This window comes from Embleya sp. NPDC127516, from assembly GCF_044765325.1.
Taxonomy (GTDB): domain Bacteria; phylum Actinomycetota; class Actinomycetes; order Streptomycetales; family Streptomycetaceae; genus Embleya.
Genome location: NZ_JBIWJT010000039.1, coordinates 16,873 through 36,445, shown reverse-complemented (window position 1 = coordinate 36,445; position 19,573 = coordinate 16,873). Strand labels below are relative to the sequence as shown.

Sequence of the window (19,573 nt, the reverse complement as noted above, 5' to 3'; positions counted from 1 at the left end):
TAGGGCGAATGGCGTACGCGCGGCGTCGTACACGGCGTGGGTGCCGGGACGCGTCGCCGGTGGTGCCTGTAATGGAGCGTGGGCTCGTCGAGTCGGTGGGCTCCCAGTGGTGGACGTCGAACCCGGGAGAGGGCCGATGCACGAGATGTCGATTGCGCTGGCCGTCATCGAGCAGGTCGAGGCGGCGGCGCGCGGCGGTGAGCGCGCCGCGCTGACCGTCCGGCTGCGGGTCGGCGAACTCGCCGGGGTGGTTCCCGACGCGCTGGCCTTCGCCTTCGAGGTCGCGCGGGTCGAGACGGTGCTGCGCGACGCGGAGTTGGTGGTCGAGAGCGTCCCGGGCCGGGCCCGCTGCGCGGGGTGCGCCGTCGAGTGGGCGGTGGGCATGCCGCCGGACCTGTGCTGCCCCACGTGTGCGGGCGCGACCGCCGAGCTGTTGTGTGGACGGGAGTTGCAGATCGTCGACGTGTGCTGGGCCGATCCGGTCGAGGACGTCGGATACGCCGAGGCCACTCAGAAGGGTTGAACCGTCATGTGCCGAGTCGACGAGTTGCGGCAGGCCGTACTCGCTCACAACGATCGCGGCGCGAGCGACCTGCGCGCCGAACTGGCCGCGCGCGGGGTGATCGCGGTCAACCTGCTTTCCAGTCCCGGCAGCGGCAAGACCGCCCTGCTGGAGGCCGAACTGCGGCTGGCCGGCGAACGCGGGGTGTCGGTGGCGGCGTTGACCGCCGACCTGGCCACCGACAACGACGCGACCCGGTTGGCCCGGGCCGGCGCGCCGGTCAAGCAGATCCTCACGGACGGGTTGTGCCACCTGGAGGCGGCGATGTTGCGTCGACAACTCGCCGGCTGGTTGCCGGCGAGGACGCGGCTGCTGTTCGTCGAGAACGTCGGCAATCTGGTTTGCCCGGCCTCCTACGACCTGGGCGAGAGCCTGCGGGTCGCGCTCGCGTCGGTCACCGAGGGGGAGGACAAGCCGCTCAAGTATCCGTCCGCGTTCGGTCTGGCGAACCTGGTGGTGGTGACCAAGATCGACCTCGCCGAGGCGGTGGAGTTCGACGAGGGCGCCTTCCTGGCCAACGTCCGGCAGGTGAACCCCGGGGTCGAGGTGTTGTTCACCTCGGCCAGGACCGGTCGCGGGGTGGGGGATCTGTTGACGCGCGCGGTCGCGGTGCTCGACGGTGCGGCGGTGCACACGCCGGTGATGGCGCGGCACGCGGCCGACGGGCACACCCACGCGCACACCCACGCGCACGGATCGCCCGGGAGCGAGTCGGAGAACGAGTCCGGTCACGGGCACCGGCACGCCCACCCGCACGAGCCCGGGCATTCCCATGCCCACTCGCCCGAGGGCGTACGCGCCCATGTCCACACGCACGGGATCGACCCGCGGTCGGCTCCGGTGCGGGAGTCGTCTTGACCACCGGCCGACCGCCCGAGGTCGCGCAGCGGCGCCGGATCATCGTGCGCGGCACCGTACAGGGCGTGGGCTTTCGGCCGTTCGTCTACACGCTGGCCACCGAGTTGGGCCTGGCCGGACATGTCACCAACACCGGTGCGGGCGTGCTCGTCGAGGTCGAGGGCGGGTCCGCCGAGGTGGCCGCGTTCTGCCGGCGGATCGACACGGACGCACCGGCGCTGGCCTCGGTCGAGTCGATCACCCACGAGGAACTCGCGATCGGCGGCGACACCGGGTTCACGATCGTGGCGTCCGTGCCACCCGAGCCGGGCGCCGCGCACCGTACCCGGATCCCGCCGGATGTCGCCACGTGTGATCGCTGCCTGGCCGAACTCGAGGACCCCGCGGATCGCCGGCACCTGCACCCGTTCATCACGTGCACCGACTGCGGTCCACGCTTCACCATCGTCACCGCGCTGCCCTACGACCGGGCGCACACCACGATGGCCGACTTCCCGATGTGCCCGGACTGCGCCCGGGAGTACGGCGATCCCGGCGATCGGCGCTTCCACGCGCAACCCATCGCGTGCCACGCCTGCGGCCCCCGGTTGTCCCTGGTCGACGCCGACGGGGCGCCGATCGGCTTCGGCACCCTGGACGAGGCCCGCCGGATGCTCGCCGAAGGGGCGATCCTGGCGGTCAAGGGCATCGGCGGGTACCACCTGGCCTGCGACGCGGCCGACCAGGACGCGGTGTCGCGGCTGCGCGAGCGCAAGGGACGCGGCGACAAACCCTTCGCGTTGCTGGCCCGCACCCTCGCCGAGATCGAGCCGTACGCCGAGATCACGGACGCGGAACGGGAGTTGCTCACCGGCGCCGCCCGGCCGATCGTGCTGCTCCGGCGCCGTAGGGCGGCCCGGGCCGCGCTGCCGGAGGCGATCGCCCCGCGCTGCCCCGACCTGGGCTTCATGTTGCCGTACACGCCTGTGCACCACCTGCTCCTGGGACTGCTCGACGACCGGCTCGGGCCGCGCCTGCTCGTGCTCACCAGCGGCAACGCGGCCGGCGAGCCGATCGTGACCGAGGACGCCGAGGCGCTGACCCGGCTCGCGCCGCTGGCGGACGGCTGGCTCACCCACGACCGACCGATCCGGGTGCCGCTGGACGACTCGGTGGTGCGGGTCGTGGACGGCGAACCCCTGTTCGTCCGGCGCTCTCGGGGCTGGGCCCCGCTGCCGATTCGGCTGCCGCTGGCGGTGCCCGCGACGCTCGCGGTCGGCGGGGACCTGAAGAACACGTTCGCGCTGGCCGAGGGCCGCGAGGCGTGGTTGTCCGGGCATGTCGGCGACATGGACGACCTGGGCACGCAACGTGCGTTCGAGCACGCGGTCGGGCACCTGGGCGCGATCACCGGCGTGCGTCCCGACGTGCTGGTCGCCGATCGCCATCCGGGCTATCGGTCCACCGGCTGGGCCCGGCGCACCGCGGCCCGGCGGCCGGTGCGGCTGGTCCAGCACCATCACGCGCACATCGCCGCCGCGATGGCCGAACACGGCGCGGACGGCGCCGCGCCGGTGTTGGGCGTCGCCTTCGACGGGACCGGCTACGGGGAAGACGGCGCGGTGTGGGGCGGCGAGTTCCTGCTCGCGGACTACGCCGGCTTCCACCGGGTGGCGCACCTGCGCTACGCGCCGCTGGCCGGCGGCGACGCCGCGGTGGCCCGGCCGTATCGGATGGCGCTGGCGCACCTGCACGCCGCCGGGATCGAGTGGGCGGACGATCTGCCCTGTGTGCGGGCCGGATCCGACGAGGAACGCCGGGTGCTGGCGCGCCAACTCGAACGCGACCTGAACTGCGTGCCCACGTCCAGCATGGGCCGGCTCTTCGACGCGTTCGCGTCGCTGATCGGCGTCTGTCACCTGGCCGGCTACGAGGCGCAGGCGGCGATCGAGTTGGAGGGCGCGGCCGTTCGGCGGCCCGGCCCGGTCCCCGGGTACACGTTCGCGCTGCTCCCTGGGGACGGTGAGGGTGATCCGCTGATCGCCGACCCGGGCCCGGTGTTCGCGGCGGCGATCGCCGACCTCCGCGCCGGATGCGACCCGGAACTGCTCGCGGCGCGCTTTCACCACGCGGTCGTCGACCTGGTGGTCGCGGTGGCCGAGCACACGCGTGAGCGGCACGGGCCGACGCCGGTCGCGCTCACCGGCGGCGTGTTCACCAACGCGATCCTGTCCTCGGCCTGCGGACGGGCGCTGCGCGCACGGGACTTCACCGTGCTGCGGCATCGCCTGGTGCCGCCGAACGACGGCGGGCTGGCGTTGGGCCAAGTCCTGGTCGGGGCGGGTCGGCGGGTGCCGAGCGGGACGGGCGGCCCGTGACGGGCGCCCGCAGACCCACGAGTGGACGGCCCGCGGGCCGCGGTCGTTGTCGGATGACGAGGAGAGACCGATGTGCCTGGCGGTGCCCGGCAGGGTGACGAAGATCGAGGAACGGGACGGAACCCGGATGGGCCTCGTCGATTTCGGCGGCGTGGTCAAGGAGGTGTGCCTGGAGTACGTGCCCGACCTGAGGGTGGGCGAGTACGCCATTGTGCACGTGGGCTTCGCGCTGCAACGGCTGGACGAGGAGTCGGCCCTGCGCACGCTTGCCCTGTTCGACGAGATGGGGCTGCTCCAGGAGGAGTTCGGCGACCCCTGGGAGGCGGCCGGCGCGGCGTCGGGGGAGTTCGTCCGGCCCGAGCCGGTGGTTGTTCCCGACCCGATTCCCGGTGGTGTGTCCAAGGAGGTCCGGCGGTGAAGTACCTGGAAGAATTCAGCAATCCGGAGGTCGGTCGCCGACTGCTGGACGAGATCCGGGCCACGGTGACCCGGCCGTGGTCGATCATGGAGGTCTGCGGCGGGCAGACGCACACCATCATCCGCCACGGTATCGACCAACTGCTGCCTCCCGAAGTGGAGTTGATTCACGGGCCGGGCTGCCCGGTGTGTGTGACGCCGCTCGAGGTGATCGACAAGGCGCTGGCCATCGCGGCCCGCCCGGGGGTGATCTTCTGCTCGTTCGGCGACATGTTGCGGGTGCCGGGCACCGATCGCGACCTGTTCCGGGTGCGCGGCGAGGGCGGCGACGTGCGGGTGGTCTACTCGCCGCTGGACGCGCTCGCGATCGCCCGGGACAACCCCGACCGCGAGGTGGTGTTCTTCGGCATCGGCTTCGAGACCACCGCGCCGCCCAACGCGATGACGGTGTATCAGGCCAGGCGGCTGGGCATCCGCAACTTCAGCCTGCTGGTGTCGCACGTGCGGGTGCCGCCGGCGATCGAGGCGATCATGAATTCGCCCGACTGCCGGGTGCAGGGCTTCCTGGCGGCCGGTCACGTGTGCAGCGTGATGGGTGTGGAGGAGTACCCGGAGTTGGCCGAGCGGTATCGGGTGCCGATCGTGGTCACCGGATTCGAGCCGTTGGACATCCTGGAGGGCATCCGGCGTACGGTCCACCAGCTCGAGCGGGGCCGGCACGCGGTGGACAACGCGTACGCCCGGGCGGTGCGGGCGCAGGGCAACCCCGCCGCGAAGGCCATGCTGGCCGACGTGTTCGAGGTGACCGACCGGGCCTGGCGCGGCATCGGGGTGATCCCGGACAGCGGGTGGCGGTTGTCCTCGCGCTATCGCGACCACGACGCCGAGTACCGCTTCGACGTGACCGGGATCGACACCGTGGAACCGGCCGAGTGCCGCAGCGGCGAGGTGTTGCAGGGCCTGCTCAAGCCCAACGAGTGCGCGGCGTTCGGCACCACCTGCACGCCGCGCAATCCGCTCGGCGCCACGATGGTCTCCAGCGAGGGCGCGTGTGCCGCCTACTACCTCTACCGCCGGCTCGACGCCGCCGGCACCGTGCCCCGGGAGGCGACCCCCGTTGTCTGAGCTCACCGACCTCGCCCCGGTCACCGGGTCCGCCCCGGCCGCGATGCCCGATGCGCCTGCCGCGCCGGACTTCTCCGGGTGGACCTGTCCGGCCCCGTTGCGCGACCATCCGCGGATCGTGACCGGGCACGGCGGCGGCGGCGCGCTGTCCGCCGAACTCGTCGAGCACGTCTTCGCGCCCGCGTTCGGCGGACCCCTGCTCGCCTCGCTCACCGACTCCGCGGTGGTCACCCTCGGCGGGGCCCGACTGGCTTTCTCCACCGACTCGTTCGTGGTCCGCCCGCTGTTCTTCCCCGGCGGGAACATCGGCGAGCTCGCGGTCAACGGGACGGTCAACGATCTGGCCATGAGCGGCGCCAAGGCGGCCTATCTGTCCGTCGGGTTCATCCTGGAGGAGGGTGTGGAGACGGCGGTCGTCGCCCGGGTCGCCCAGGCGCTCGGCGGCGCGGCCCGCGCCGCCGGAGTCGAGATCGCCACCGGCGACACCAAGGTCGTCGAGGCCGGGCACGGGGACGGCATCTACCTCAACACCGCCGGGATCGGCCTGGTCCCGGCCGGCGTCGATCTGCGCCCGCAGCGCGCCGCCCCGGGCGACGTGGTGATCGTCAGCGGCGACATCGGCGTCCACGGGGTGGCCGTGATGAGCGTGCGCGAGGGCCTGGAATTCGACGTCGAGATCCGCAGCGACTGCGCCGCGCTGGGCGGGCTGGTCGAGGCCATGCTGGCGGTCACCCCGGACCTGCACGTGCTCCGCGATCCCACCCGGGGCGGCCTGGGCGCGGCGCTCAACGAGATCGCCGCGGCGGCCCGGGTCGGCGTGGAGATCGCCGAACGCGACGTCCCGGTGCCGCCCCAGGTGGCCAACGCGTGCGCGATCCTGGGCCTGGACCCGCTGTATGTGGCCAACGAGGGCAAGCTGGTCGCCTTCGTGCCCCGCGAGCACGCCGACGCGGTGCTCGCCGCGATGCGGGCGCATCCCCTGGGTGCGGGGGCGGCGGTGATCGGCGAGTGCGTCGAGGCCCATCCGGGGATGGTGGTGGCTCGTACCGGATTGGGCGGAACGCGGGTGTTGGACATGCCGATCGGCGAGCAACTGCCCCGGATCTGTTGAGCGGTGGCACCCATCGCGCGACGGCCGCCTCGGATGCGACGCGGCCGTCGCGCGCGGACCTCAGGCGGCCGGGGTCGGGACCAGGCGGGGCCGGCGGGCGGCGGCGATCAGGGCGCGGGCCACCCGGTCGTCCGTCCCGGACTCGGGATGCCACTGGACGCCCAGGACGAAGGTGTCGCCCGGGAGTTCCACCGCCTCGACGATGCCGTCCTCGGCCCGGGCACCGGGCACCAGGCCGCGACCGAGTCGCTCCACACCCTGATGGTGGTAGGTGGGTACCTCGTACGGTTCGGCCCCGAGCGAGGCGAACAGCGTGCCCGGGATCGGCGCGACGACATGCGCGGAGAGTCGGCCGGGCGGGCCGGTGTGCCCGTCGTGGCCGACCACGTCCGGCAGGTGCTGGCACAGGGTGCCGCCCAGCACCACGTTCAGCAGTTGCATGCCGCGACAGATCGCCAGGAGCGGTGTATTCGAGGCCAGCGCGGCCTCGATCAACGCGCTCTCCCACACGTCCCGGGCCTCGTTCGGGGGACCGGTGCGCGGATGGGGCTCGGCGCCGTAGCGGGTGGGCCGTACGTCCGGACCACCCGCGATCACCACCGCGTCCACCCGGGCCACCGTCTCGGCGGCGGCCTCCGGGACGTCCGGCGGCAACATCACCGCCAGGCCGCCGGCACGTTGGATGTGGGTCGGGTAGTCCAGGGGGAGCAGCACGGCGGGCAGGTGCCACACCCCCCATCGCACGGATTCCTCGTGGTAGGTGCTGATACCGATCAGTGGCTTGGGCATGGGGGGTCGCTCGGTTCCTCAGGGTCGCGGCGTCGGTGCGGGTGGAGGGTGGCGGGGTCAGTCCCGGCCGAGTTCGGCCTCGGCCGCGGCCAGTGCGGCGAACTCTTCCTCGGGGGCGTTCGCCACCAGATGATGCCGGCTGTAGAAGGCGAAGTAGGCGAGTGCGACGGCGTAGACGCCCAGCGCGATGAACGCCGCCCGCTTGTCCACCAGGAACGTCGCCGCCAGCGCCGAGCAGGCCAGCACGAACGCCACCGAGGAGGTGGCGACACCACCGGGGGTGCGGTACGGCCGGGGCAGGTCGGGCTCGCGGCGGCGCAGCACGATGTGCGACAGCGACATCAGCGCGTAGGAGATGGTCGCGCCGAACACCGCGATGTTCAGCATCCGGGCACCGTCCCCGCTCCACGCGGCCAGTGCGAAGCCCAGCGCGCCGGGCACCAGCAGGCCGAGGTAGGGGGCCTTGCGTCGGCTGGTCAGGGACAGGAAGCGGGGCAGGTAGCCGGCCCGGGACAGTGCGAACAACTGCCGGGACCCGGCGTAGATCAGCGAGAAGAACGAGGCGACCAGTCCGGCCAGGCCCGCGTAGTTCACGAAGCGGCTCAGCGGGGTCGGGTCGCCGTCGCCCTGGAGCGCGGTGACCAGCGGGTTGCCCGCCTCCTGGACCGCACTGGAGCCGTGCGCGCCGGTCGCGGCCAGGAAGGTGAGCACGGCCAGGAGCAGCAGCACGCCGATCGACAGGCTCATCGCCCTGGGCAGCGTGCGGGCCGGGTCCTTGGTCTCCTCGGCGGCCAGCGGCACACCCTCCACACCCAGGAAGAACCACATCCCGAACGGGAACGCGGACCAGATGCCGAGCAGGCCGAACGGAAGCCAGGAATTGGCGCCGAGCGCGTCGTGGTCGACCGGGATGTCGTTGAGCCCGCCGGCGTCGAATTCGGTGAAGGCGCCGACCGCGAAGATGAGCAGCGCGGCCACCGCTATTCCGGTGACCACGAAGCTGAACCGCAGCGCCTCGCCGACGCCCCACAGGTGGATGCCGATGAAGACGACGAAACAGGCGAGGTAGACCGGCCAGGACGAGGTCAGGCCGAACAGGTTCAGGGACTCGACGTAGTCGCCGATGAAGATGACGATCGCGGCGGGCGCAAGCACGTACTCGATCAGGATCGCGGTGCCGGTCAGGAAGCCGCCCCAGGTGCCGAGCGCGCGGCGGGCGAAACCGTAGCCGCCGCCGGCGGCGGGCAGGATCGAGGACAGTTCGGCCAGCGAGAACACCATGCACGTGTACATCAGGCCCATCAGGGCGGCGGCGATCGCCAGGCCGCCGAAGCCGGCCTCGGCCAGGCCGAAGTTCCAGCCGGAGAAGTCGCCGGAGACGACGTACGCCACACCCAGACCGGTGAGCAGGAGCCAGCCCGCGCTGCCGCGGCGCAGCGCCCGCTTCTCCAGGTAGTTCTCCGCCTCGGCGGACGCGCCGCCGCTGCCCTGCTTCGTGCGCGCTTGGATGTCGTCGACCACGAGCCACTCCTGACGGGAGGGAGGGGAGGGAGAATTATTGGTTCGAGCGCATACCTTTGCTCCTCGGGTCGACACGGCGCAAGGTTTCCGGGCGGATGTCTTTTCGGGCCCGTGTTCGCGCTCGGGCCCGCCGAGGGCCCGTCGAGGGTCGCCGGCGCGGACGGCTCAGGCCAGAAATCCGCGCAGCAGCGCGGCGGTTCCCGCGCAGTGTTCGCGCATCACCTCGGCCGCCGCGTCCGGGTCGCCGTCCAGGATCGCCTCGACCAGCGCGGTGTGCTGGTGCTGCGAGTGCTCCAGGTTGCGCACCAGCAGCGGGATGCAGTCCAGCAGGTCGTTCACCGTGGCCCGGACCGCCGCGTACTGGCCGGCCAGGGTCGGCGAGCCGCACAACTGGGCCAGCGTCAGATGCAGCAGCGTGTCCCGCCGCCGGTACTCCGCCAGCGGCGCGTCCCGGGTGTGGGCCAGCGCCGCCCGCAACCGCGCGGCCTGCGCCTGATCCAGGCCCTGCGCCGCGCACAGCCCGGCCGCGCCCACCTCCAGCACCTCGCGAAAGCGCAAGGTGTCCTCCACGTCCACCTTCGCGATCCGGCGCCGCAGCTCGGCGGCCGAACCGTCGCCGACCGGGTTCGGGCGCTCGCGTACGAAGGTGCCGCCGTAGCGGCCCCGGCGGCTCTCCACGATGCCCTGGTCGGCCAGCACCTTGAGCACTTCGCGCAAGGTGACCCGGCTGACCCCGAGCCGGTCGGCGAGGTCGCGTTCGGCGGGCAGCCGGCCGCCGTCGGAGACCAGTCCCAGCCGGATCACCTGGAGGATCTGCTCCAACGCCTCCTCGAAACCGTTGCCCGCGCGCACCGGCCGCAGCAGCGGCGACAGCCCGTCCTTGGGCTCCGCTGCGGATCGCTCGTTCACGATCCCTCCCCTCCGGCTCTTCCCAATCAATGGTTCTCCGCCATACCTTATGGCTTCCGGTTGGACCGACAGGAGGCATTCCCTTGGCAGACCGAACGCCCCCGCTGTCCGTCGACGAGCTGCGAGCACTCGTCGACGCCGGGGAGATCGACACGGTAGTCCTGGCCTTCACCGACATGCAGGGCAGGCTTCAGGGCAAGCGATTCGCCGCCCGTTTCTTCCTCGACGACACGCTCGCCCACGGCACCGAGGGCTGCAACTACCTGCTCGCGGTGGACACGGACATGAACACCGTGGCCGGGTACGCGATGTCGTCCTGGGAACGCGGCTACGGTGACTTCGTGATGCGTCCCGACCTGGCCACCCTGCGTCGCACGCCGTGGCACCCGGGCACCGCACACGTCAACGCGGACCTGCTGTGGCACGACGGCTCCCCGGTCGTGGCGTCGCCGCGACAGATCCTGCGCCGCCAACTCGACCGACTCGCCGAGCACGGCTGGACCGCGCACGCGGGCACCGAACTCGAGTTCATCGTCTTCAAGGACACCTACGAGGCCGGTTGGGACCGCGCGTACCGCGGCATGACACCGGCCAACCAGTACAACGTCGACTACTCGATCCTGGGCACCGGCCGGGTCGAACCGCTGCTGCGCCGCATCCGCAACGAGATGGGCGCGGCCGGGATGACGGTGGAGTCCGCCAAGGGCGAGTGCAACTTCGGTCAGCACGAGATCGCCTTCCGCTTCGACCACGCGCTGACCACGTGCGACCAGCACAGCGTCTACAAGACCGGGGCCAAGGAGATCGCCGCGCAGGAGGGCATGTCGCTCACCTTCATGGCCAAGTACGACGAGCGCGAGGGCAACTCGTGCCACATCCACCTGTCCCTGCGCGACAGCGACGGCCGGCCGGTGCTGGCCGACGACGGCGGCGCGTACGGGATGTCGAAGACGATGCGGCACTTCCTGGCCGGACAACTGGCCGCGATGCGCGAGTTCACCCTGCTGTACGCGCCCAACATCAACTCGTACAAACGTTTTCGGCCCGGCTCGTTCGCGCCCACCGCGGTCGCGTGGGGCCCGGACAACCGCACCTGTGCGTTGCGGGTGGTCGGCCACGGGCACTCGCACCGCTTCGAGAACCGCCTTCCCGGCGGCGACGTGAACCCCTACCTCGCGGTCGCCGGCATGATCGCGGCCGGTCTGTACGGGATCGAGCACGAGCTCGAACCGGGCGAGGCGTGCACGGGCAACGCGTACGCCGGCGACGCGCCGCACGTGCCCGGCACGCTGCGCGAGGCCGCCGAGCTGTGGGCCGGTTCGAAGATCGCCCAGGACGCCTTCGGCGCGGACGTGGTGGCCCACTACCTGCACATGGCGCAGGTCGAGCAGGACGCGTACGACACGGCAGTCACCGACTGGGAGCGGTTCCGCTCCTTCGAGCGCATGTGAGGATCAGAGCGTTGTCCCAGCACCACGAACAGCCGCACCGACCCGAGTCGGACGGTCCGCACGAGCACGCCATCCTCGACCCCGCCACCGAGGAGATCATCGCGACCATCCGGGCGAGTTCGGCGGCCGACGTCGACGTGGCGGTGCTCCGGGCCACCCGGGCCGCCGCGCACTGGGCGGCCCAGGCTCCCGGCGACCGGGCCCGGCTGCTGCGCCGATTCGCCGTCGTGGTGGACGAGCACCTCGAGGAACTCGCCCGGCTCGAGGTCCGCGAGGCCGGCCACCCGATCGGCAATGCCCGCTGGGAGGCGGGCAACGTCCGCGACCTGCTCGACTACGCCGCGGGCGGCGCGGAACGGCTGAACGGCCGACAGATCCCGGTGGCCGGCGGCCTGGACGTGACCTTCCACGAACCGCTCGGCGTGGTCGCGGTGATCGCTCCCTGGAACTTCCCGATGCCGATCGCCGCCTGGGGCCTGGCGCCCGCGCTCGCGGCCGGCAACGCGGTGTTGCTCAAGCCGGCCGAGACCACGCCGCTGACCGCTCTGCGGCTGGCCGAACTGGCCCTGGTCGCGGGGTTGCCCGAGGGCCTGTTCCAGGTGTTGCCGGGCGCCGGGCCGGTGGCCGGCCGGGCCCTGGTGGAGCATCCGGGCGTGGCCAAGGTGGTCTTCACCGGCTCCACCGCGGTCGGCAAGGACATCATGGCCAGGTGCGCGGCCGGTGTGAAGCGGGTGACTCTCGAACTCGGTGGCAAGAGCCCGAACATCGTCTTCGCCGACGCCGACATCGAGGCCGCCGCGGCCGCCGCCCCGGGCGGGTTCCTGGACAACACCGGGCAGGACTGCTGCGCCCGCACCCGCATTCTGGTGCAGCGCGAGATCTACCACCGGTTCATGGACCTGCTCGAACCGGCGGTCCGGGCCTTCAGGGTCGGCGACCCGGGCGACCCCGAGACGCAGATGGGTCCGCTCATCTCCGCCGCGCATCGCGAGCGGGTGCGCTCGTACGTACCGCAGGACGCGCCCGCCGCGATCCGCGGCGAGGTTCCCGAGGGCAAGGGCTTCTGGTACCCGGCGACGGTGCTCACTCCCGAGTCCGCCGACGACCGCGCGGCGGTCGAGGAGATCTTCGGCCCGGTTGCGGTGGTCCTGCCGTTCGACGACGAGGCGGACGCGATCCGCTTGGCCAACGCCACCGCGTACGGCCTGTCCGGCTCGTTGTGGACCCGGGACGTGGGCCGCGCGCTGCGTGTCTCGCGGGGTGTGCGGGCCGGGAACCTGTCCGTCAACTCGCACAGCAGTGTGCGCTATTCGACGCCGTTCGGCGGGTTCGGACAGTCCGGGCTGGGCCGGGAGTTGGGGCCGGACGCGTTGGCGGCCTTCACCGAGGTCAAGAACGTGTTCATCAGCACCGAGTAGCAAGTGCCGTTGGGCACCCAACAGTAGTCGGTGCCGTTCGGCACCGAGTCGTACGTGCCCGTCGGCATCGAGCGGTTCGACCGAGCGGTCCGTCGGCTCCGGGGTCATCGGGGGTATCGATGTCGTAGCACATCGATTTCCGGACGCCGACTTCACCGACACCGATTCACAGACACCGATTTCGTCGACACCGAGCCCTTCGGTATCGACTCCATCAGCATCGAGGAGCGTCAAGTGACCGAGCAGACCCCCGTGTGCCGCCGCCTGGTCGGCCGTACCGCCGTCGTCACGGGTGCCGGCAGCGGTATCGGCCTGGCCTCGGCCCGGCGGCTGGCCTCCGAAGGCGCGAACGTGGTGTGCGCCGACATCGACGAGGCCTCCGGCAAGGCCGCCGCCGCCGAGGTGGGCGGACTCTTCGTGCGCGTCGACGTCACCGACGCCGAGCAGGTCGAGGCCCTGTTCAAGACCGCGTTCGACACCTACGGCTCGGTCGACGTCGCGTTCAACAACGCGGGCATCTCGCCGCCCGACGACGATTCGATCCTGACCACCGGCCTGGACGCGTGGCGTCGGGTCCAGGAGGTCAACCTCACGTCGGTGTTCCTGTGCTGCAAGGCCGCGTTGCCGTACATGCAGCGCCAGGGCAAGGGCTCGATCATCAACACCGCGTCGTTCGTGGCCCGGATGGGCGCGGCCACCTCGCAGATCTCCTACACCGCGTCCAAGGGCGGCGTGCTCGCGATGTCGCGGGAGTTGGGCGTGCAGTTCGCCCGCGAGGGCATCAGGGTCAACGCGCTGTGCCCGGGCCCGGTGAACACCCCGCTGCTGAAGGAGCTGTTCGCCAAGGACCCCGAGCGCGCGGCCCGTCGACTCGTGCACATTCCGGTCGGCCGCTTCGCCGAACCCGAGGAACTCGCCGCCGCGGTCGCGTTCCTGGCCAGCGACGACTCGTCGTTCGTCAACGCCGCCGAGTTCCTGGTGGACGGTGGCATCGCCGGGGCGTACGTCACCCCGATGTAGGGGTCGTCGGGGTCGGCGACGCCGTCTGGATCACGCCCGAACGCCCGCGGTTCGGTACACGCCGCCGTGATCGTGGGTCCCACCGCCGCCGATCCGTCGCGCAACCCCTGCGCGACGGGTCGGCGGTGCGGCGGTGTGGCGGGTTCAGCCGAGCGACAGGCGTTGCCCGGGGCGGATCAGGTCCGGGTCCGGGCCCACGGTCGCGCGGTTCTTGCCGTACAGGGCCGGCCAACCGCCCGGCAGGTTGTGCGCCGCGGCGATGCCGCTGAGCGTGTCGCCGGGCCGGACGAGAATCTCCCCGCTATCCCCGGACGCCGGGAACGGCGCGGGGGAGGTGGCGAGTTCGCTTCCGCGATCGGTGGTCGACCCGGCCGGCGCCGTGGCCTTGGCGGCGCGCCGGCGGCGATCGGCCGTGGAGCGTTCGGCGCGTCGAGGCGCCTCGGCCCCGGTCAAGCCGGCTTTTCGGGAGCACACGGGCCAGGCGCCCGCTCCCTGTGACCGCAGGACGTTCTCGGCGACGCGGATCTGCTCGGCCTTGGGCGCGTCCTGCGCCCTGCCCTTGCCGCCGTTGGCTTTCCATGTGCTCTCCTTGAACTGCAGCCCACCGTGGTACCCGTTACCGGTGTCGGTGGACCAGTTGCCGCCGCTCTCGCATTGCGCGACCCGGTCCCAGGTGGCGTCGTCCGCGGCTCGGGCCTGGGTCACCGTCGCGAAGCCCAGGAGGGAGGTCGCGACGACACCGACGACGGCCGAGTCTCGCAGGCGACGTCGGCCGCAGGCTCGAAGCGATTCGTCCCGGTGCGAAGTGCTGTGAGAAAGCATGGATTCCCTTCGGAATTCCCCTGCGGGGCTCGACCGGCGGCGATCCACGAGGAATCCGTCCCGATCATCCGAAACGCCCGATCGCTGGTGATGAGCGTTTCGGTGCCTCCACCTCGCGACCAGGTCGCGAGTTCGGCCGTGACTGCACGGCGAAAACGGGGGTGCGGTCTGCACTTGGCGCAGACGCTAGACAAGTCGCGTCTCCGATATCAACGACCGATGACGTTTTCGCAGGCCACGTCGGCATTTCCTGCCTTACGGCGGGGCGTGTCGCGAACACGTCACGGATCACTGAATTCGCCGCATCCGCACCATTCGGAGGGCGACCATACGGGTGGATTTCGAGCGTGATGCGGATGCTTCGTCGGGTCGACCGGCTCGCATTCGCGGCCACCGATCGGGCCCGAGCAGCGATTTCGTCGAGAAAGGACTTGCAGTGGGTCGAGCAATGCGGAAGACGTCATAAACCTCGACCGGTTCCGCAAAGATTTCCCGGCGCGGGAGCCCGGAGGTTTCCGGGTGATGTTCCCCGCGCCCGGTACCCTTCGCGCGCGATCGGCGTTTCGTGCGGCATTGCCGAGAGGAGGAATCACCAAGGCGGATCGCATAATAGTAATTGATGGTGTGCCGCATATCGGGATTCCCACGCCTTGCCTGGAGAATGGTGGGCGGATGGTGTTCGGTCGCGAATGTCCAGGCATGCGAGTCGAGCATGGGTGACCTGCACAACATGCGTTGGTGCCATGGGGTTCGGGCGGATGAGGATGTCGCCATGACGAAGAACCGGCGGCTCACGCGAATTTCCTCGCCCGTGGGCGTATCGCCCGCGCAGGGCTACAGCCAGGTGGTGACCGGTTCCGGTCGGCTGGTCGTGATCTCCGGGCAGGTGGCGACCGATGAACGCGGCGAAACGGTCGGCGTGGGGGATCCGGACGCCCAGGCGCGGCAGGTGTTCACGAACCTGCGGCGGTGTCTCGCGGCGGTGGGCGCGACCTTCGACGATGTCGTCAAACTCACCCATTTCACCACCGATATCGCGTATTTGACGAGCATCGGCGCGGCCTGGGACGAGTTCGTCGATCCCGAGCACGAACCGGCCGGTTCGACGGTCCGGGTGGTCGCGTTGTCCCGGCCCGAACTGCTCCTGGAGGTCGAGGCGCTCGCCTTGGTGCGCCCACCCCGTAGCGGCGACTTCCCTTCCGCATAACGGAGTTCGCTATCTCCGCGCGTCCCGGCGGCTAGGATCGGCGCGACATTTCGACGCCGCTCGGCGACCTGGGGGATCTGTGCGTGAGCAGGGCGAAAGTCGGCGGGAGTGGGGCGCGCGCGGAGTCGACGTGAGCGTGCCCAGCATTGCGCGGGTGTACGACGCGGCGCTCGGCGGCAAGGACAACTTCGCCGCGGACCGGGCCGTGGCCGACCGTTTGCTGAGCGCGGTGCCCGGAGCCCGCGAGTGCGCGTTGTCGAACCGGGCGATCCTCGCGCGCGGCGTGCGTTTCCTGGTCGAACAGGGCATCGACCAGTTCCTCGACCTGGGTTCGGGCCTGCCGTCGGCGGAGAACACGCACCAGATCGCGCAGCGCCACCAACCGCTCTCGTCGGTCGTCTACGTCGACATCGACCCGATCGTGCTCGCGCACGGACGGGCTCTGCTCGCGGAGAACTCGCGCACCCGCGTGGTCACGGCCGACGCGCGTGACCCCAAGGCGGTGCTCGCGCTTCCGGCCGTCCGCGAACTCATCGACCTCGACCGCCCGGTGGGCCTGTTGATGGTCGCCATCGTGCATCACCTGGAGGACGACGAGGACCCGGCCGGCATCGTCCGCGCGTATCTGGACCAACTCCCGTCCGGCAGCTACCTGTTCCTGACCCACTTCTGGGCCAACGGCACGCCGGAGGCCGCGGTGATCGAGGAGGTGCTGCACGGCGCGCACAACACCGGGCGGTTCCGGTCCCGGGAGGAGATCGCCGGCTTCTTCGACGGCTTGGACCTGGTCGAACCCGGCCTGGTCAACCTCCCGTTGTGGCGTCCGGAGGAGAAGGTTCCCGACCCGCTGCCGGTGTCCGGCACGCTGTTGCTGGGCGGGATCGCCCGCAAGCCGTAGCCGGTCGCCTCCTCGGTCGCCCCCCCCGGTGGCCTTCCCCGCTCGGCGGCCCGGGCGGCGGTCCGGCTCAGTTCGTCGCGGTGGTGCGTGGTGGGCGCAGGGACGCGTCGAAGGCGTCGCGGGCGGGTTGTTCGCAGCGGTCGTGCAGTGCGTGGAAGGCGGCGGCCGAGCGGGCGGCGGGCCAGTCGGGCCCCAGGTGCGTGGCCGGCAGGCCCGGGTCGGTGCGCAGCAGGTGGATCCAGTCGGCCAGCACCGAGGCCAGCAGCGGCAGCGGGTCGCCGGTGTTTGGATCGTGTCGTTCCCAACGCGCGAGGAATGCCTCGTGGGCGGCGCGTAGCGCGTCCAAGTCCCAGGCGCGGCGGACCAGGCGGTGCATCCGTGTGGGCGGCAGCGGTTGGGCGGCGAACGCGTCGAGGAAGGAGTCCTCCGCGTCGGGCAGGTCCAGGCCGTCCAGGGCCTCGGTGATGTCGACGGTGCCGGGCGCGATCCACAATCCGTCCCGGGCGCAGCCGAATCCCGCCCATTGCAGCCGGGACCGCAACTGGTGGCGCAGGTCCCGGTGAGGTTCGGGGAGCGAGAAGGACAGCAGGGTCCACCGATCGTCGCGGTGTTCGAACGGGGTGCGGGACAACACCCGACCCTTGCCCTGGAGCAGCACGTTCCGGCAGGCCGCACTGATCGTGTAGACGGCTTCGCGGCCGTCGCGACCGCGGTGCAGCAGGTCGCGGTGCACCATGCGGTTCAAGGTCGCGCGCGCGGCGGGGGCGGCGACGTCCAGGCGGTCCAGCGCGTCGAGGAACACGCGCGAGGGCAACGGCTCGGTGTGCCGGTCCAGGACCACGCCGGCCAACAGGGCGAGCAGCAGTTCCTGCGGGCGCGACACGACCGGAAGCACGTTCGCGGCGGAGAGGGGCGCCGGGGTCGACGGCGGGGTGGTGCTCGACATCGCGGTGTGGGTTTCCCTGACTCTCGGGGCCTTCGCGGCACGGTGTTCGAGGCGGCCGCATCGTACGGCGCGAGTGGCCGGGCGGACCGGCCCGCCCGGGTCGACCGTACCAAGACCCACACCAGAACGTGAAACAAAATCTTGACGGGCGTGAGAATCGTGCCTAACTTCAGGGATGTGGCGGAGCGCCGAGGCAGGCTCCCGCCGTTCCCGTTCGCCATTCCCGAGCCCACGCCCGGTGCCCGACGGCACCGGCGGGCGGGCAATTTCCGAAGGACGTGCGCATGGACGCATCGAACCCGCTGGACCTGCACGGCAAGGTCGCCGTCGTCACCGGCGCGGGCCGTGGTCTGGGCCTGGCCTACGCGTCCGCGCTGGCCGAGGCCGGTGCGGCGATCGTGGTCAACGACCTGGACCCGGCCGTCGCCGAGGCCGCCGCGGCGCGGATCGTGTCCGCCGGCCACCGCGCCGTCGCCGCCCCGGGCCCGGTCGACTCCACCGAGGTCGCCGACGAACTGGTGGCCCGTGCGGTGCGCGACTTCGGGCGCCTGGACGCGATGGTCACCAACGCGGGCATCCTGCGCGACAAGGTGCTTTGGAAGATGAGCGACGAGGACTTCGACGACGTCGTCGCCGTCCACCTGCGCGGCACCTTCACCTGCGCCCGGGCCGCCGCCCGGCAACTGCGCGAACAGGGCGAGGGCGGCTCGCTGGTGATGGTCGGTTCCCCGGCGGGCCAGCGCGGCAACTTCGGCCAGACCAACTACGCCGCCGCCAAGGCCGGCATCGCCGCGATGGTGCGCACCTGGTCGATGGAACTGGCCCGGTCCGCGATCACGGTCAACGCCGTCGTCCCGATCGCCGCCACCGCCATGACCGAGTCGATCCCCGCCTTCGCGCCGTACGTGGCGGGACTGCGCGAGGGCGTGCCCTTGCCGGACTTCCTGCGCAAGGGCGAGGGGTTCGGCACCGTCGAGGACTGCGCCGTGCTGGTGCCGTTCCTGGTCTCGGACGCGGCGCGCACCGTCACCGGCCAGTGCATCGGCATCGGCGGCGACAAGCTGGCCCTGTGGTCGCACCCCCAGGAGGTCGCCGTCGCCTACGCGGACGGCGGGTGGAGCCCGCACGGCATCGCCGACGTGTGGGCGACCGGCCCCGGCCGCGAGCCGCAGACCGTCGGGGTCCCCGCCCCGCGCGTCCCGGACGGGGCGACCCGATGAGCACCACGCCCTACCGCCCCACGTTCGACCTCGACGCGCTGACCGCGATCGACGTGCACACCCACGCCGAGGTCTCCACCCGGGGTGCCGCGTCCCTGGCGGAGGACCTGCACGACGCCTCGTCCGCGTACTTCAAGGTGGCCGGGAAGCGCAAACCCACCCTGCCGGAGATGGCCGCCTACTACCGCGAACGCCGCATGGCGGCGGTGGTGTTCACCGTCGACGCGGAGCACGCCACCGGCACCGCGCCGGTGCCCAACGACGAGGTCGCGGAAGCCGCGGCCGCCAATGCCGACGTGCTCATCCCGTTCGCGTCCATCGACCCCTTCCGCGGCCGCGCCGGGGTGCGCGAGGCCCGACGGCTGATCACCGAATACGGCGTGCGCGGCTTCAAGTTCCACCCCTCGATCCAGGGCTTCCACCCCAACGACCGTATGGTGTACGGCCTGTACGAGGTGATCGAGGAACTCGGCGCGATCGCGCTGTTCCACACCGGCCAGACCGGCATCGGCGCCGGCCTGCCCGGGGGCGGTGGGATCCGGCTCAAGTACTCCAACCCGATGCATGTCGACGACGTGGCCGTCGACTTCCCGCACCTGAAGATCATCCTGGCGCACCCCTCGTTCCCCTGGCAGGACGAGGCACTGTCGGTCGCCACCCACAAGCCGGGGGTCTACATCGACCTGTCCGGCTGGTCGCCGAAGTACTTCCCGGCGCAACTGGTCCAGTACGCCAACACCTTGCTCCAGGACAAGGTGCTGTTCGGCTCCGACTACCCGGTGATCAGCCCGGAACGCTGGCTGGCCGACTTCGCGCGGCTGCCGATCAAGGACCACGTCCGTCCGAAGATCCTCAAGGACAACGCCGCCCGCCTGCTCGGTCTGTCCGGCTGACCCATCGCCGGTCGGGCACCGCCCCGCTCCGCCCGACCGGCCCTCACCT

The 19,573-nt window shown here is 71.5% G+C and carries 18 protein-coding genes; 13 read left to right on the top strand and 5 right to left on the bottom strand.

Features of this window, described 5'->3' with window-relative positions:
* The first annotated feature begins 136 nt into the window (after positions 1 to 136).
* The 6 genes from ACIRL2_RS44295 to hypE all read left to right on the top strand — a co-directional run bounded on the left by ACIRL2_RS44295 (position 137) and on the right by hypE (position 6,430).
* A complete protein-coding gene (locus ACIRL2_RS44295; RefSeq protein WP_402240339.1) occupies positions 137 to 523 on the top strand; it encodes a hydrogenase maturation nickel metallochaperone HypA in 387 nt (128 codons plus the stop codon).
* 6 nt (positions 524 to 529) lie between these two features.
* On the top strand, positions 530 to 1,420 hold the full coding sequence (hypB, locus tag ACIRL2_RS44290; protein ID WP_402240336.1) for a hydrogenase nickel incorporation protein HypB: 891 nt from the start codon (positions 530 to 532) through the stop codon (positions 1,418 to 1,420).
* The gene (gene hypF / locus ACIRL2_RS44285; protein WP_402240334.1) at positions 1,417 to 3,777 is read left to right on the top strand and encodes a carbamoyltransferase HypF; all 2,361 of its coding nucleotides are present in this window, start codon (positions 1,417 to 1,419) and stop codon (positions 3,775 to 3,777) included. The genes hypB and hypF overlap by 4 nt, the downstream gene beginning before the upstream one ends.
* A 70-nt stretch (positions 3,778 to 3,847) precedes the next feature.
* Complete coding sequence (locus ACIRL2_RS44280) at positions 3,848 to 4,195, top strand: HypC/HybG/HupF family hydrogenase formation chaperone (protein WP_395873188.1); 348 nt, start codon at positions 3,848 to 3,850, stop codon at positions 4,193 to 4,195.
* Positions 4,192 to 5,319, top strand: a complete 1,128-nt coding sequence (gene hypD / locus ACIRL2_RS44275; RefSeq protein ID WP_402240332.1) for a hydrogenase formation protein HypD — start codon at positions 4,192 to 4,194, stop codon at positions 5,317 to 5,319. The genes ACIRL2_RS44280 and hypD overlap by 4 nt, the downstream gene beginning before the upstream one ends.
* 43 nt (positions 5,320 to 5,362) lie before the next feature.
* Positions 5,363 to 6,430 (top strand): hydrogenase expression/formation protein HypE, encoded by a 1,068-nt coding sequence (gene hypE, locus ACIRL2_RS44270; protein ID WP_395873245.1) that lies wholly within the window; start codon positions 5,363 to 5,365, stop codon positions 6,428 to 6,430.
* Positions 6,431 to 6,490: 60 nt separating this feature from the next.
* Here hypE and ACIRL2_RS44265 read toward each other — a convergent pair whose 3' ends face one another.
* The 3 genes from ACIRL2_RS44265 to ACIRL2_RS44255 form a co-directional block, all read right to left on the bottom strand.
* Complete coding sequence (locus tag ACIRL2_RS44265) at positions 6,491 to 7,219, bottom strand: gamma-glutamyl-gamma-aminobutyrate hydrolase family protein (RefSeq protein WP_402240329.1); 729 nt, start codon at positions 7,217 to 7,219, stop codon at positions 6,491 to 6,493.
* Positions 7,220 to 7,276: 57 nt separating this feature from the next.
* On the bottom strand, positions 7,277 to 8,728 hold the full coding sequence (gene eat, locus ACIRL2_RS44260; protein ID WP_395873246.1) for an ethanolamine permease: 1,452 nt from the start codon (positions 8,726 to 8,728) through the stop codon (positions 7,277 to 7,279).
* 177 nt (positions 8,729 to 8,905) lie between these two features.
* Positions 8,906 to 9,649 carry a FadR/GntR family transcriptional regulator gene (locus ACIRL2_RS44255; protein ID WP_395873191.1) on the bottom strand — a complete coding sequence of 248 codons (744 nt, stop codon included), beginning with the start codon at positions 9,647 to 9,649 and terminating at the stop codon, positions 8,906 to 8,908.
* 83 nt (positions 9,650 to 9,732) lie between these two features.
* On the opposite strand from ACIRL2_RS44255, the gene ACIRL2_RS44250 reads away from it, so the two are divergent.
* The 3 genes from ACIRL2_RS44250 to ACIRL2_RS44240 all read left to right on the top strand — a co-directional run bounded on the left by ACIRL2_RS44250 (position 9,733) and on the right by ACIRL2_RS44240 (position 13,538).
* Positions 9,733 to 11,100, top strand: coding sequence for a glutamine synthetase family protein (locus ACIRL2_RS44250; RefSeq protein ID WP_402240326.1), 1,368 nt, complete (start codon positions 9,733 to 9,735; stop codon positions 11,098 to 11,100).
* Positions 11,101 to 11,111: 11 nt separating this feature from the next.
* Positions 11,112 to 12,518: an aldehyde dehydrogenase family protein gene (locus tag ACIRL2_RS44245; RefSeq protein ID WP_395873193.1), complete on the top strand. Its 1,407-nt coding sequence runs from the start codon at positions 11,112 to 11,114 to the stop codon at positions 12,516 to 12,518.
* Between the two features lie 234 nt (positions 12,519 to 12,752).
* A complete protein-coding gene (locus ACIRL2_RS44240) occupies positions 12,753 to 13,538 on the top strand; it encodes a 3-oxoacyl-ACP reductase (RefSeq protein WP_395873194.1) in 786 nt (261 codons plus the stop codon).
* A gap of 144 nt (positions 13,539 to 13,682) precedes the next feature.
* On the opposite strand, the gene ACIRL2_RS44235 is transcribed toward ACIRL2_RS44240, so the two are convergent.
* Positions 13,683 to 14,360, bottom strand: coding sequence for a transglycosylase family protein (locus ACIRL2_RS44235; protein ID WP_402240323.1), 678 nt, complete (start codon positions 14,358 to 14,360; stop codon positions 13,683 to 13,685).
* Between the two features lie 772 nt (positions 14,361 to 15,132).
* Between ACIRL2_RS44235 and ACIRL2_RS44230 the strand changes: the two genes are divergently transcribed.
* On the top strand, positions 15,133 to 15,567 hold the full coding sequence (locus ACIRL2_RS44230; protein WP_402240322.1) for a RidA family protein: 435 nt from the start codon (positions 15,133 to 15,135) through the stop codon (positions 15,565 to 15,567).
* Between the two features lie 79 nt (positions 15,568 to 15,646).
* Entirely contained in the window at positions 15,647 to 16,465 is an 819-nt protein-coding gene (locus ACIRL2_RS44225) for an SAM-dependent methyltransferase (RefSeq protein ID WP_395873197.1), read from the top strand.
* Between the two features lie 67 nt (positions 16,466 to 16,532).
* On the opposite strand, the gene ACIRL2_RS44220 is transcribed toward ACIRL2_RS44225, so the two are convergent.
* The gene (locus tag ACIRL2_RS44220; RefSeq protein WP_402240319.1) at positions 16,533 to 17,411 is read right to left on the bottom strand and encodes a PaaX family transcriptional regulator C-terminal domain-containing protein; all 879 of its coding nucleotides are present in this window, start codon (positions 17,409 to 17,411) and stop codon (positions 16,533 to 16,535) included.
* Between the two features lie 284 nt (positions 17,412 to 17,695).
* On the opposite strand from ACIRL2_RS44220, the gene ACIRL2_RS44215 reads away from it, so the two are divergent.
* A complete protein-coding gene (locus ACIRL2_RS44215) occupies positions 17,696 to 18,631 on the top strand; it encodes an SDR family NAD(P)-dependent oxidoreductase (RefSeq protein ID WP_395873199.1) in 936 nt (311 codons plus the stop codon).
* Positions 18,628 to 19,524: an amidohydrolase family protein gene (locus ACIRL2_RS44210; RefSeq protein ID WP_395873200.1), complete on the top strand. Its 897-nt coding sequence runs from the start codon at positions 18,628 to 18,630 to the stop codon at positions 19,522 to 19,524. The genes ACIRL2_RS44215 and ACIRL2_RS44210 overlap by 4 nt, the downstream gene beginning before the upstream one ends.
* The last annotated feature ends 49 nt before the right edge of the window (positions 19,525 to 19,573 follow it).

Bases quoted from the DNA above. Each gene is read 5' to 3' on its own strand.
- ACIRL2_RS44295 (WP_402240339.1), top strand. From the start codon at position 137: ATGCACGAGATGTCGATTGCGCTGGCCGTCATCGAGCAGGTCGAGGCG.
- hypB (WP_402240336.1), top strand. From the start codon at position 530: ATGTGCCGAGTCGACGAGTTGCGGCAGGCCGTACTCGCTCACAACGAT.
- ACIRL2_RS44280 (WP_395873188.1), top strand. From the start codon at position 3,848: ATGTGCCTGGCGGTGCCCGGCAGGGTGACGAAGATCGAGGAACGGGAC.
- hypE (WP_395873245.1), top strand. From the start codon at position 5,363: ATGCCCGATGCGCCTGCCGCGCCGGACTTCTCCGGGTGGACCTGTCCG.
- ACIRL2_RS44265 (WP_402240329.1), bottom strand. From the start codon at position 7,219: ATGCCCAAGCCACTGATCGGTATCAGCACCTACCACGAGGAATCCGTG.
- ACIRL2_RS44235 (WP_402240323.1), bottom strand. From the start codon at position 14,360: ATGCTTTCTCACAGCACTTCGCACCGGGACGAATCGCTTCGAGCCTGC.
- ACIRL2_RS44230 (WP_402240322.1), top strand. From the start codon at position 15,133: ATGACGAAGAACCGGCGGCTCACGCGAATTTCCTCGCCCGTGGGCGTA.
- ACIRL2_RS44220 (WP_402240319.1), bottom strand. From the start codon at position 17,411: ATGTCGAGCACCACCCCGCCGTCGACCCCGGCGCCCCTCTCCGCCGCG.
- ACIRL2_RS44215 (WP_395873199.1), top strand. From the start codon at position 17,696: ATGGACGCATCGAACCCGCTGGACCTGCACGGCAAGGTCGCCGTCGTC.
- ACIRL2_RS44210 (WP_395873200.1), top strand. From the start codon at position 18,628: ATGAGCACCACGCCCTACCGCCCCACGTTCGACCTCGACGCGCTGACC.